The organism is Pedobacter fastidiosus (assembly GCF_014306625.1).
GTDB lineage: Bacteria > Bacteroidota > Bacteroidia > Sphingobacteriales > Sphingobacteriaceae > Pedobacter > Pedobacter fastidiosus.
The window spans coordinates 69,251-81,940 of sequence record NZ_JACRYL010000013.1; the positions used below are offsets into that span (position 1 = coordinate 69,251).

The following is a 12,690-nucleotide window of genomic DNA, read 5'->3' on the forward strand; positions in this document are numbered from 1 at the left end:
ATTATGGGGTTGCTTGTTAACTTTAATACCGTTGACATTAAGGATTAAATTTATCGAAAAGTTAATGGTTTGTAGCTATACAATGTAAAATCTGCGGGAGGTATTTAGAGCTAGCAGATTTCCTAGATATAAAATTATTTTAACAAAAAAAGCCATTCCTATTTAAAGAATGGCTCTAATTATTTTCATCAGCTTGAAAACTGAAAAATTGTAAACTATTTACGCCAACAATCTAATTGGCTCTTCTAATAAGCCTTTTAAAGTTTGTAAGAATTGTGCTCCAGTTGCACCATCAACCACACGGTGATCGCAACCTAAAGTTAATTTCATTACATTACCTGGAACAACAGCACCATTTTTAACAACAGGAACTTGTTGAATAGCGCCTACCGATAAAATTGCACCATCAGGAGAGTTGATAATTGATGTAAATTCATCAATACCAAACATCCCCAAATTAGAAACTGTGAAAGTAGAACCTTCCCAATCTGCTGGTTGTAATTTTTTAGCTTTTGCTTTAGCACCAAAGTCTTTAACTTCTGCAGAGATGCTGGATAAAGATTTACCATCAGCAAAACGAACAACAGGCACTAATAAACCATCTTCAACTGCCATAGCAACACCAATGTTTGTATGTTCATTGAAACGGATTTTATCGCCACCCCATGATGAATTAACTGCTGGGTGTTTTTTCAACGCTACTGCAACTGCTTTAATTACGATATCGTTAAAAGAAACTTTTACAGGAGCAACTGCATTAATTGCCGTACGAGCAGTCATTGCGTTATCCATATCAATACTGATGGTTAAATAGAAATGTGGTGCTGTAAATAAACTTTCTGCTAAACGTTTTGCAATGATTTTACGCATTTGCGAAACAGGAGCCTCTGTAAATTTAACTTCGCCAACATAACTAGGAATTACCGGAGCAGCAGATGCAGCTTTCGGACTTTCAGATTTAGGACTTTCCGCTTGAGGCGCAGCCGACGGTTTAAAGTTTTCTATATCTTTTTTAATGATCCGACCACCTTCTGCACTACCGGCCACTTGTGCCAAATCAATTCCTTTGTCTTTAGCAATTTTTTTAGCTAAAGGAGATGCTTTTACACGACTGTCAGAAGAACTTTCTGCAACTGGCGCAGATGAACCTGCATCAGCAGTTGTTGCTTGTTTCTCTTCTTTAGGTGCTTCGCTTTGATCTTTAGCCTTTGGACTTTCAGCTTTTGGAGCAGAACCTCCTGCTAAAATCCCACTAACGTCAGTTCCTTCTGGACCAACAATAGCGATAATTCCATTTACTTTAGCCGCCGAACCTTTTTCTACACCAATGTGTAATAAAGTACCTGTTGCATAACCCATAACTTCCATAGTAGCCTTGTCGGTTTCTACGTCAGCTAAAACATCATCATCTTTAACTTTATCGCCAACTTTTTTATGCCATTCAGCAATAACGCCTTCAGTCATGGTATCGCTTAACAAAGGCATACGAATTACTGTAACGCCTTTTGCTGCTAATTCTTCTTCGCTTAAGCCACCGCCTTGAGCCGGAGCTTCTTCTTTCTTTTCTTCGGTTTTAGGTGCCTCAGCAGTTTCAGCTTTTGGAGCTTCTGCTTTATCTGTTCCTCCAGCAGCATCAATAGCTGCCTGGAAATCTTCACCTTCTTTTCCAATTACTGCAATAATTGCATCAATAGGAACGCCTTTGCCTTCTTCAATACCAATATGTAATAAAGTACCTTCCTCATAAGATTCTAGGTCCATAGTCGCCTTATCGGTTTCTACTTCGGCAAGTACATCGCCACTTTTTACTTTATCGCCAACTTTAACATGCCATTTTGCCAATACCCCTTCAGTCATGGTATCGCTCATTTTGGGCATTCTAACTACTTCAGCCATTATATATTATTAATTGAAAATCTTAAAATTATTAGTCCATTACATAAGGATAATCCTTCTGCATATATACATCTTTATATAGTTCAGAAGCATCAGGCCAAGGAGATTCTTCAGCAAATTTTACTGCGTGATCTACAATTCCTTTTACTTTAGCCTCTACTTCTTCAATCCAAGCTTGATCTGCATACTTTTCTTTTAGAATCGTTTCTCTAGCAAGTTCAACTGGATCTTTTGCTTTATAATCTTCTAATTCTTCTTTAGTACGATATTTTGCTGGATCAGACATTGAATGACCACGGTAACGGTATGTTCTCATTTCTAAGAAAGTTGGCCCTTCTCCTTTACGAGCACGTTGAATCGCTTCATCCATTGCATTATGTACAGCAACAGGATCCATTCCATCAACTGGCCCACATGGCATATCGAAACCCAAACCAATTTTATAAATATCAGTCATGTTTGTAGTACGTTGTACCGAAGTACCCATTGCATAACCATTGTTTTCGCAAACAAAAATTACAGGCAATTTCCAAAGCATAGCCATGTTAAAAGTTTCGTTTAGTGCACCTTGGCGAACAGCGCCATCGCCCATATAACAAATGTTAACATTATCTGTTCCTTTGTATTTTTCTGCAAAAGCAACACCAGCACCTAATGGAATTTGACCTCCAACAATTGCATGACCGCCGTAAAAGTTGTGTTCTTTGCTAAACATGTGCATAGAACCACCTTTACCTTTAGAGCAACCAGTAGCTTTACCATACATTTCTGCCATGATGCTATCGGCAGTTACACCTAAAGCTAAAGCATGAGCGTGATCACGATAAGTAGTAATCATCGAATCACCTTTTTGCATTGCAGATATTGCACCTGCAACTACAGCCTCTTGTCCAATGTATAAATGACAAAAGCCACGAATTTTTTGTTGTCCGTATAACTGACCAGTTTTCTCTTCGAATTTGCGCATAAGCAACATCGACTCGAACCACTTTAACCAGGTATCTTTATTTATTTCTACTGCACTCATTTTAGGGTATTTGTTTTTTGCGACAGCAAATCTAATTTTTTATTGTAATAAAATGAACTATTTAGTGTAAAATGAACACGATAAAGAGATCAAAATGAAAAAATAATTAATCAGACTTACATTTATTAATTACTCTAAATCTAAACAGAATGTTTTAGATTAAAAAAAGTATTTAAAGCAACGCGAATGTGTTTTAACACTCAAAAAATGCCATTTTACAGAATTCACGAAGTAAATTATTCGATTACCAATTCTACTAAATTATAATTTGGCGATTATGCACTCTAATGAAATTAATAATTGATTGATATTATGGTGAAATGAAACCTTAAAACCTGATAATACTTTTAATTTATAAACAGTTTTATGAATATTACAGGCAATTGAGGCGCAAAAAAGAAGAAAATGTTAATAACTTTAACTTTAACCATCAAAACATTTGGATAACATTTGTATTATTAATACTTTTGAAATCCGACAATAAGCCCATGTGGTTTACGTTACTGTGTAAGTGAATACCCAAACATAACTGTATAACATGATTAAAAAATTTTTGTTTTCATCCCTAATCGTAATTTGCACGCTCTCAGTTGCATTTTCGCAAACAAAAACAAAAGAATCTGGCAAAGACCTTAATGACCCCGATAACTTAGCTTCCCAATATTTCTCGCAAGTGATGGGTGTTGCCGTAGATGCGACTTCGAATTTAAAACTTTATAAGTTTGTGTACGAATGGATCGGAACTCCTTACAGTTTTGGGGGAAACAGCAAAAAAGGTATTGATTGTTCCGCTTTTACAAAAGCGATTTACGACAAAGTTTTCAATACAACAATCAGACGTAACTCACGTGATATCTTCAGTATGGTTGATCCATTATCCAAAGAAGATTTAAAAGAAGGCGATTTAGTTTTCTTCAAAATAAAAAGCAGAAGCATTTCTCATGTTGGTATTTATTTAGGCGATAACAGATTTGCACACGCATCTAGTTCTCGCGGTGTAGTTATCAGCAATTTAAACGAACCTTATTACAGTCGCTATTTTTATAAAGGCGGTCGTGTTTTAGAATCGTTCAAGAAAGAATTTACCGTAGAATAGTCATTCTACGATTCATAATTTTTAGTTAACCATTTCAAGATTTGAGCCGTTAACCAGAAAACAAAATATTTAATCCTCCCGAAGAAATTTTGGAGGATTTTTTTATACCTCTAAACCTAAAATGAAGTTTATAAAAAGCATAATCATCTCATCCCTCACTATATTTTTTTTTATAAGTTGTACAAGCAACAATGCGCAAACAGTTGTTCAGAAGACCAAAGTAGACACGGTTATAAGAAAAATAAAAGATACAATTTCTATTGTAGCCGCTGGCGATATGATGCTGGGTTCTGCTTTTCCATCTAAAGTAAATCTTCCTCCAGACGATGCTGAGGGTAGTTTTAAAGCCGTACACAGTTTGCTAAAAGGCGATATTGTTTTTGGCAACCTAGAAGGATGTTTTTTAAACTCGGGAAATTCGAACAAATGCAATGGCATTAACCCTAACAATTGCTTTGCTTTTAGAATGCCAGAGCGTTATGCTGGAATTTATAAAAAAGCTGGCTTTAATGTTCTAAGCATTGCCAATAATCATGTTGGGGATTTCGATTCAAAAGGAAGAAAAAATACAGCTCGGATTTTAGATTCGTTAAAAATTCATTATGCTGGCCAGGTAAACAAACCCTTTGAAATTTTTGAGAAGGATAGTGTTAAATATGCTTTCTGTGCTTTTGCGCCAAATGAGAATACGGTTTCGATAAAAAATATAGATAGCGCAAAGGCTTTGGTGGCCAAACTAAAAACCATGGCCGATATTGTGATTGTATCCTTTCACGGTGGCGGAGAAGGTGCGAGATTTGAGCATGTAACCCGTAAAACCGAAATTTTCTACAACGAAAACCGCGGCAATGTTTATGCTTTTGCTCATGCGGTTATAGATGCAGGCGCAGATGTTGTTTTGGGGCATGGCCCACACGTTGCACGTGCTGTGGAGGTTTATAAAAACAAATTTATTGCTTACAGCTTAGGTAATTTTTGCACTTACGGAATGTTTAGCTTAAAGGGATCTAACGGATTTGCTCCATTGCTCCAGTTAAAAATAAATGCCAAAGGCGACTTTTTATTTGCTGATGTAATTTCCGTCAAACAGGATAAAGTTAATCGGTTAACATTGGATGAGAACTACACCGCATTTAAAAAGATAAAAACTTTAACTGATGCCGATTTTATCGGGCATAAATTAAAGTTCGAAAACAACAGAATTTCTTTAGCAGAATAAATAAGATGAAAAAAGGAACCTTAGTACATTACATAATTGGAATCTGCGCTGCAATTTTAGTATTAGCTGCCGCTTATTATATTAATCAGAATCCGAAGAATTTAATCTCTGCTGGAATTATTATTTTAGCAGGATCATTGGTTGCTTTCAGCCAGTACCTGATTATTAAAAATAAGAACAAAAATTAATGCTGATTTTATTACAAGCCATAAAGGCAGAAGATTTTAAAATAGGCTTATTCTTTGGTGTTGGAATCGGCATTCTATTTGTAATTTTCTTTTTAATTAGGAGGAAATACAGGAAAGGCAGTTAGTCTTTAACTAACTCAGCAAGCCTAACATTTAATATTCTGGCGATTTTAAAAAGGCGTTCTAATGGAACTGTTTTAATGTTCCTCTCATTCATAGAATATACATTTTGTGAAATCCCTAACTCATTTGCCACGTACTCTTGGCTGAAGCCGTAGGTATTTCGAAAGAGTCTTATTCTTTTACTAATTTCTTTGTATTTCGCATCATCCATAGTTTCTGTCTTTTATATCGATTATTCATTAAGGGATGATGGAATTTCGATTTATTATAACCACAATTTTAGTAATTCCAATTTAATTTATATACTTTTTTACACCAACTGCCCTTTTCTAAGGACGAACCTACAAAGTATTTTACACAAACCTTTAATCATGGGAGTAAATCCACAATTCTATCTCTACCCATAAATTCAGGCATTAATTAGAGGTTTAAACTATAATTTAAACACGTGGCGTTTAGAGCCATCCCTTTTAGCACTCTACCTTTATTCTTGATTATGCAAATAAGGAATGTTTGAAAACAGGCTAATGAACAAAACAGCTTTAATTGCAAATGTTGGATATACAAATCGTTAATTCAACACTACCTAAATTGGCTCTTGCAGCATATACTTGTATTAAAGAAAATGCATTTTTTTAAATTTAATCTATGAAACTTTTACACTACTATATTACAATATTACTTCCTCTTCCTTTTTTGTATTGGTGCGCAAAGTACAATAGCTCAGCTATATTTTTTGTAGGCTTTCTGGTTTATGCGTTATTATATAGGCCGTTAGTTGATGGGATTAGGTTGGTAGATCTCGGACTACTAAAAAAAGCTGAGACTTGGAAAATGTTTATTGGATCGCCTTATTATCAAATAAAATATTTTATGGAACTATATTTTAGATTATAGCTTTAGGATTTAATTAAAATATTGTCAATCACTAAAGTAATTGAATAGTATGAAATATCAGAAATCACTACCACTTTTGAAATTCAATATCATTTTTTAGGTATAGGCAAATTTGCAGTTTGGTTACTACTAGTAATGGCAAACGTTGGTTTACTCTATTCGTATATTTTGATAAAGAAAATAAAAATTTATAATAGTTTGGTATTATAGAATATTTACAAAAAGTTTTCTAACAGGAGGATGGGGCATTGCCATTGGAGTAGTATGCTTGGTAAATGCTGTGGTAACAGGGAATGGCTGGTAGTAAGATGAGATTAAAAGAAAATGACACTAGATAATATTGTCATTTTCTATTATAAAATTTAATATAAATGAGAATATCAGTCTATAAAATAATAGCACTAGTTGCTTTGGTAATATATTTAATTACAAAAGTAATACCCATAACATCTGTTTACTATAACTATTTACTAGCCCTATCAATAATCTCAATTTTTATTGGTGTGATTAAAAGTAACTCAAAATGAAAAAAAATAAATTATTATTCGTTTTAACGTTATTGTTAACGTGCATAATATCTTTTTGCTTGTTTTATTATAGAGGGACCAACCAATAAGATATGCGTATTAACATCAGAATTTAGCCTTATATTAAACTCTTACAAGTATTTTAATTCTTATTGGTTGATTAAACCGATGAGGGTTACTACCAGAGCAATTCTCAAAACAGATTTTGATTTTTTAATTAAGTCAAAAAACTGTGATAATGAAAATGAATGAGCAAAAATTCGTATATATTTTTACAATAATAATATCTTTTGTTTTAATGATTGATAATTTTTATCCCTTTTTAGAGAATGTTTGGATCTATTTTTTATTAAATGTGATTACGTTACAGAATGCGTTTCAATTGTCGAAAATTAATAAAAAAAATAAAAATATCAACTGATATATTGGATAGTATTTCATCTTGAATTAAATATCTCATATAACAATTCTAGCCCTACCCCAAAATTTGGGTATTATTTAGCGATTAAACCTATAATTTAAACATATAGTGTTTAGCACAAACTAATTTCGAGTTATACCTTTAGTTATTGCTTCGCGAGTAATAAAAACAAATTATTTTTTAACTTAAATATAACAAAAATGAAAAAATTAGAAAATGGAAAAATGGAAATTCTAAAGGGTGGAAAACTTTGTAGCGGACCTGGTTACACAACCGCTGGATTAATAGGTGGAGCAATAGGTGGTCCAATATTAGCCGCAGTTTTTTATATCAGCGCATGGGGTGGTTGTTCTCTTAATTAAAAAATCATGAAAAAATTAGAATTTCAAACTTTAGAGCAGATTCTTGGTGGAAGAATGGATGCATGTCTTTGGGCTCCAGCACTTTTCCCTCCCCTAGTTATTGGGTGCATAATGAGAGATATTGATAGATTATTAAGTTAACAATTAAGATAATATGAAAAATAATAACTCATTAATTATTCTTTTGCTTTTCAACATTTTGGCTTTAGTATTATATTATTTCGATACCGAGTATAATTTTTTAGGAGATATAGGTCGTGGTACCTTATGTATTTTTCCTTGCCTATATAATATATATTATTTGAGAAAATTATTTTTAACTAAGACACCATAAAAGTTTAAATTGAGTAAAGTTATTATAAAAAATTTCAGAAATGCCTGTTAAGTCTTGCACTTAACAGGCCTTATAAAATATAAATGTTTCAAAATACTGTAAAAAATTGGCACCTATTGATTACTATCATAGCAGTTACTTTTTCTATTAGTTATATATTTAATCAATTCTTATTGACACGTGATATTTATTATAATACTTTTCAAAGTCAATTGGAGAGCGCAAGGATTGATGAGTTATTTGATTTACAACTTAAGTATTTATGGATTGGATATTTAGTTATACCAGTTTGGATTACATTAAAAAATTTAATTATCACCCTCTGCCTACAAATTGGTCTATTGTTAAATAATAGTAAGCTAAAATTTTCACATACTTTTAGAATAGCTTTAACAGCAGAATTTGTTTTCCTTCTACCTCAACTAATAAAACTCATTTGGTTTCTATTGGTAAAAACTAACTACACCTTAACCGATGTACAGCAGTTTTATCCACTTTCGGCACTTAACTTGTTTAATATAGAAAATCTTTCAGCCTTGTCAATTTATCCTTTTCAAACTTTTAACCTCTTCGAAATTATGTACTGGATTATATTAGCTGGAGGCATAAAACAAGCCTTAAATACCGATATCAACAAAGGCATTAAAGTGGTTTTTTCTGGATATATTCCTGCGTTAGCGTTATGGCTCTTATGTGTAATGTTTATTACGGTAAGTCTAAGCCCAGCTACCTAACATTTGTACGTATTCTCAATAATATCCAGCTCAACTTTAGTTCCAAGTACTCGTTTAAATAAAAATGAAAAATAAATTAATTCTGGTCTTAGGCTTAATTGCCTTAGGTCTAGGTTGCCTTTTGGCTTATAAAATAGCTAAGAAATATCCTCACAATAAGGAGATGGCTTTGCAAAAGCAAACCTTACCAAATTTTCAGTTGTACAGCCAAAACTTAAAGCCATTTTCTGCAAAGCAATTAAAAGAAAATGAAGCCATTTGTATTTTTTATTATAATGCGGAGTGCGAGCATTGCCAATACGAAGCAACTCAAATTAACAAACAATTAACTTTGTTTAAGAATGTTCAAATTGTAATGATTTCTACAAACAAGCCACAAGAAACAGCCAATTTTGCTAAAACTTATAAGTTAGACAAAGCAGGCTTAATATGGCTCTATGATAAAGACTATGCATTTTATAAATGGTTTGGGAAATCAGTAACTCCATCAGTTTACATTTACAATGCAGAGCACAAATTGGTAAAAGAATATACTGGCGAAGTTAAAATTGAGGCTGTAATAAAATATTTAGATAATGGAAAAGAAGGCTAAACGAACGCTGGTTATACAACAAGATATTAGCGATTGTGGCGTAGCGTGTTTACTTTCTGCTATTCGATATTTCGATGGAAACAACAATCTTGAAAATTTAAGAAAGTTAAGTGGCACAGATGGAATGGGTACAACATTATTGGGCCTATGTCAAAGTTCGGAAAAGACTGGAATAGATGCAGAAGGTTTTGAGGCGGAAATTGAACATTTAATTAATTTAAAAGAGTTAAGTATTTTGCATTTAACGCTTGAAAACGATCTAGAACATTTCGTTTTAAATTATGGTTATGACAGCATCAAAAAGAAATTTTTAATTGGTGATCCAAGCAAAGGCGTCGAGTTTTGGGACGAGTTAACACTATTAAAATTGTGGAAAAGCAAAGTCTTACTAACGCTTACACCAAACAAAAATTTTATCAAAACAAAGACAGAAAATATTGTGAAAAGGAAATGGTTTATTTCTTTGTTGAAAGATGATTACAATATTCTTTTATCCGCAACATTCTTAGGGATTGTAATTGCTGGATTAGGTCTTTCAACAGCTTTATTTACACAAAAGCTTGTTGATGAAATTATACCGAAACAACAAATAAGCAAGATGATAAGTGGATTTGGAATACTCTTTATCCTCCTTGTTGCTAAAAGTGGTATAAGCTTTTTACGCCAGTTATTTTTACTGCAACAAACAAAAGATTTTAATGAAAGAATAAACGGCAGTTTTATTGAAAAACTGTTGCACTTGCCTAAGCTATTTTTTGATAGCCGTAAAACTGGAGATCTGATTTCCCGATTAAACGACACCATGCGAATTCAAAGAAGTGTTGCTTACCTAAGTGGCACGTTTATTATAGACTTTTTAGTTGTTGTTATTTCGTCTGTTTATCTTTTTAGTTTTCATTATAGTATTGCGCTAACTGCTTTAACAGCAATTCCTTTAATGGGCTTTATTGCTTGGAAATACAACGATAAAATCATCACTCAGAATACTTCATTAATGTCTTCTTATGCGAATAATGAAAGCAATTACATAGACACAATTCAAGGCATCAATGTAATAAAATCAGCTTCAAAAGAAAACGCGTATGGCGCTAAAATAAAAGGCCATTTTACAATTTTTCAGACTAACAGCCTTACTTTGGGTAAAACAGGAAACCGATTTAACCTAATTGTAGAGGTTTTAGCCACCATAATCATTATCTCGATAATGGCTGAAACAGCTTATTTTACATTAGAAAAAACGTTAAAAATTGGAGAGATGATGGCTATACTTTCCATAGGAATAGGTATTATTCCATCTTGCACAAGATTAATGTTAACCAATTTACAGATCCAAGAAGCAAAGGTAGCCTACAACAGAATGTATGAATTTGCCTCAATTGATGCTGAAGGCAAAAGCAATTCCTTGATTGAGAAGTATGAATGGGATGGAAAGTTTAAAAAGCTAGAAATTAAAAATCTAAGTTTTCGCTTTGCTGGTAGACGACAATTATTAACCAATGTAAGCCTAGAGGTGAAAACGGGAAAAATCGTTGCCCTTTTAGGAGAAAGCGGTTGTGGGAAAAGCACGATACTTCAAGTTTTGCAAAAATTTTATGATAAGGAGTTTGGCTACATCATAATTAATGATCAGTTTAATCTTGATAACCTACCTATAACACAATGGAGAAAAACCATCTCCGTTGTTCCTCAAGAGATAAAAATTTTCAATTGCTCAATATTAGAGAATATTTGCTTAAGTACGATTGAAACAGACTTAAAAGACGTTTTTGCTTTATGCGAAGAACATGGCTTGCAAGATTATTTTAATCAATTTCCTCAAGGATTATTTACCAGAGTTGGTGAAGATGGTTTAAACTTATCTGGAGGACAAAAACAAATTCTTGCCCTTCTTCGAGCTTTATATTCAAAACCCCAATTGCTTCTACTTGACGAAGCAACAGCTTCATTAGATCCTAAAACAGAGGGTTTTATTTTGAATTTGCTCATTAAGCTCAAAGAAAAAATGGGCATTTTATTGGTTACACATAAAGAAAGTACCGCAAAAATTGCTGATGAGGTTTATGAAGTTGAGAATGGTATAGCAAAGAATTCAAGAAGTTTACAAGTAATATTATAATTAAAATGAAGTTAACTCCAAAAGATATTTTTACACTGGTTTGTGTTGCAATATTTACTTTTTTAGGCTTTGGTATTAATCATTACGGATGGTTTAATATTGGAAATAATTATAAAACTCCATATTATTTTAGCGTCATAATGTTAATCATTTGGATTCTAAATAAGTTTTTCCCTTCCAAAGAAGGGAAATGACAAACTTCATTCTTGGCGTTCTTATCCAGATCAATGCTAGAAAAACGAAAAACAACAATTGAGGCCTCTAGCGTTGTCATTATGATTTACAAACCTCAATTGTTTCAGCTTCACTAGCTTAAAGACAGAGGGTTTTATTTTGGATTTACTTCTAACCTCAGTAAAAATGAACTTTCTTCTTGTTATATACAAAGAAACTACTGCTAATGAGGTGAAGGATAGCAAGACAACCCTTGTTGAAGAATTATTTAAATATTTAAAGAAATGATACAATACAATTTTATTGAAAATACTACAGATTTTGTAGAAAGAGATTTAAGCTTTAAAAAACTTATTAGAAAGCACTATTCAACATTAGGAAATTTAAGATATTTTGGGGGTATAGGACTCATAATTTTATTTTTAGTTGGTATAATGCCTTGGTTTATATTTCACTTTCATGCAAGTTTTCTATTGCTTCTTTTACCTATTATTCCAATAATATATCTATTGACAAAGAAAAACTGGAAAGAGAATTATATGATTTTGGAGAAACAAGGGAGAAGATTAGGCTTTAGTTTGCATTCTTCATCCTTTGATAAAAAAGATTTTTGGGAACTAAAATATAGATTATTAGCAAGTTACTTTGATCGGCATAATGGAAATATTGAATATTTTGAATTGTTTTATGAGGACTTTATAGCAAATTACCCAATTAAAAAATATAAATGGTATTCTCTAAAGCCTGTTTCTTGGCTTTTAGCACTCGTCATAACTACTCTCATTGGTCATTTTTCTAAGGATCAACTTATCAATAAAGATATATCTCTTGCTATTGAAATTTGTCTAAGGGTAATAATTTTGATTCCATTCATAGAGTTTAATCTCTTTAAACTTCCAAGCGATATTAGAAATAGCAAGAACTTAGATTCCAAAAGATTTCTCCAAGAATTTAAGGTGCGCTACTTTATTGTTTAAGATAGCC

Annotated in this window: 13 protein-coding genes; 10 read left to right on the plus strand and 3 right to left on the minus strand. The window is 32.6% G+C overall.

Annotation, left to right across the window (positions count from 1 at the left end; genetic code table 11):
* Window positions 1-219: 219 nt before the first annotated feature.
* Both H7U22_RS15230 and pdhA read right to left on the minus strand, forming a co-directional pair.
* Complete coding sequence (locus H7U22_RS15230; protein WP_187072198.1) at window positions 220-1,896, minus strand: pyruvate dehydrogenase complex dihydrolipoamide acetyltransferase; 1,677 nt, start codon at window positions 1,894-1,896, stop codon at window positions 220-222.
* 31 nt (window positions 1,897-1,927) lie between these two features.
* Window positions 1,928-2,923 carry a pyruvate dehydrogenase (acetyl-transferring) E1 component subunit alpha gene (gene pdhA / locus H7U22_RS15235; RefSeq protein WP_187072199.1) on the minus strand — a complete coding sequence of 332 codons (996 nt, stop codon included), beginning with the start codon at window positions 2,921-2,923 and terminating at the stop codon, window positions 1,928-1,930.
* 538 nt (window positions 2,924-3,461) lie between these two features.
* Here pdhA and H7U22_RS15240 point away from each other — a divergent pair.
* The 4 genes from H7U22_RS15240 (at window position 3,462) to H7U22_RS23320 (ending at window position 5,551) form a co-directional block, all read left to right on the plus strand.
* Entirely contained in the window at window positions 3,462-4,019 is a 558-nt protein-coding gene (locus tag H7U22_RS15240; protein ID WP_109925461.1) for a C40 family peptidase, read from the plus strand.
* Between the two features lie 121 nt (window positions 4,020-4,140).
* Window positions 4,141-5,238, plus strand: a complete 1,098-nt coding sequence (locus tag H7U22_RS15245) for a CapA family protein (protein WP_187072200.1) — start codon at window positions 4,141-4,143, stop codon at window positions 5,236-5,238.
* A gap of 5 nt (window positions 5,239-5,243) precedes the next feature.
* Window positions 5,244-5,426 (plus strand): hypothetical protein, encoded by a 183-nt coding sequence (locus H7U22_RS15250; protein WP_187072201.1) that lies wholly within the window; start codon window positions 5,244-5,246, stop codon window positions 5,424-5,426.
* Window positions 5,426-5,551 carry a hypothetical protein gene (locus H7U22_RS23320; protein ID WP_262890367.1) on the plus strand — a complete coding sequence of 42 codons (126 nt, stop codon included), beginning with the start codon at window positions 5,426-5,428 and terminating at the stop codon, window positions 5,549-5,551. The genes H7U22_RS15250 and H7U22_RS23320 overlap by 1 nt, the downstream gene beginning before the upstream one ends.
* On the opposite strand, the gene H7U22_RS15255 is transcribed toward H7U22_RS23320, so the two are convergent.
* Window positions 5,548-5,760 (minus strand): helix-turn-helix domain-containing protein, encoded by a 213-nt coding sequence (locus H7U22_RS15255; protein WP_187072202.1) that lies wholly within the window; start codon window positions 5,758-5,760, stop codon window positions 5,548-5,550. The genes H7U22_RS23320 and H7U22_RS15255 overlap by 4 nt on opposite strands.
* A 1,834-nt stretch (window positions 5,761-7,594) precedes the next feature.
* On the opposite strand from H7U22_RS15255, the gene H7U22_RS15260 reads away from it, so the two are divergent.
* From H7U22_RS15260 to H7U22_RS15280, 6 genes are all read left to right on the plus strand, one after another.
* Window positions 7,595-7,756 carry a hypothetical protein gene (locus H7U22_RS15260; RefSeq protein WP_187072203.1) on the plus strand — a complete coding sequence of 54 codons (162 nt, stop codon included), beginning with the start codon at window positions 7,595-7,597 and terminating at the stop codon, window positions 7,754-7,756.
* A 6-nt stretch (window positions 7,757-7,762) separates the two neighbouring features.
* Window positions 7,763-7,897: a hypothetical protein gene (locus H7U22_RS23325; RefSeq protein ID WP_262890368.1), complete on the plus strand. Its 135-nt coding sequence runs from the start codon at window positions 7,763-7,765 to the stop codon at window positions 7,895-7,897.
* 309 nt (window positions 7,898-8,206) lie between these two features.
* Window positions 8,207-8,824: a hypothetical protein gene (locus H7U22_RS15265; protein ID WP_222621878.1), complete on the plus strand. Its 618-nt coding sequence runs from the start codon at window positions 8,207-8,209 to the stop codon at window positions 8,822-8,824.
* A gap of 64 nt (window positions 8,825-8,888) precedes the next feature.
* Window positions 8,889-9,416, plus strand: a complete 528-nt coding sequence (locus H7U22_RS15270; protein ID WP_187072205.1) for a peroxiredoxin family protein — start codon at window positions 8,889-8,891, stop codon at window positions 9,414-9,416.
* The gene (locus H7U22_RS15275) at window positions 9,400-11,532 is read left to right on the plus strand and encodes a peptidase domain-containing ABC transporter (protein ID WP_187072206.1); all 2,133 of its coding nucleotides are present in this window, start codon (window positions 9,400-9,402) and stop codon (window positions 11,530-11,532) included. The genes H7U22_RS15270 and H7U22_RS15275 overlap by 17 nt, the downstream gene beginning before the upstream one ends.
* Window positions 11,533-11,990: 458 nt before the next feature.
* The gene (locus tag H7U22_RS15280; protein WP_187072207.1) at window positions 11,991-12,683 is read left to right on the plus strand and encodes a hypothetical protein; all 693 of its coding nucleotides are present in this window, start codon (window positions 11,991-11,993) and stop codon (window positions 12,681-12,683) included.
* Window positions 12,684-12,690: the final 7 nt, after the last annotated feature.

Coding starts and splice junctions, on each gene's coding strand:
- H7U22_RS23325 (WP_262890368.1), top strand. CDS start 7,763: ATGAAAAAATTAGAATTTCAAACTTTAGAGCAGATTCTTGGTGGAAGA.
- H7U22_RS15270 (WP_187072205.1), top strand. CDS start 8,889: ATGAAAAATAAATTAATTCTGGTCTTAGGCTTAATTGCCTTAGGTCTA.
- H7U22_RS15240 (WP_109925461.1), top strand. CDS start 3,462: ATGATTAAAAAATTTTTGTTTTCATCCCTAATCGTAATTTGCACGCTC.
- pdhA (WP_187072199.1), bottom strand. CDS start 2,923: ATGAGTGCAGTAGAAATAAATAAAGATACCTGGTTAAAGTGGTTCGAG.
- H7U22_RS15250 (WP_187072201.1), top strand. CDS start 5,244: ATGAAAAAAGGAACCTTAGTACATTACATAATTGGAATCTGCGCTGCA.
- H7U22_RS15275 (WP_187072206.1), top strand. CDS start 9,400: ATGGAAAAGAAGGCTAAACGAACGCTGGTTATACAACAAGATATTAGC.
- H7U22_RS15255 (WP_187072202.1), bottom strand. CDS start 5,760: ATGGATGATGCGAAATACAAAGAAATTAGTAAAAGAATAAGACTCTTT.
- H7U22_RS23320 (WP_262890367.1), top strand. CDS start 5,426: ATGCTGATTTTATTACAAGCCATAAAGGCAGAAGATTTTAAAATAGGC.
- H7U22_RS15280 (WP_187072207.1), top strand. CDS start 11,991: ATGATACAATACAATTTTATTGAAAATACTACAGATTTTGTAGAAAGA.
- H7U22_RS15260 (WP_187072203.1), top strand. CDS start 7,595: ATGAAAAAATTAGAAAATGGAAAAATGGAAATTCTAAAGGGTGGAAAA.
- H7U22_RS15230 (WP_187072198.1), bottom strand. CDS start 1,896: ATGGCTGAAGTAGTTAGAATGCCCAAAATGAGCGATACCATGACTGAA.
- H7U22_RS15245 (WP_187072200.1), top strand. CDS start 4,141: ATGAAGTTTATAAAAAGCATAATCATCTCATCCCTCACTATATTTTTT.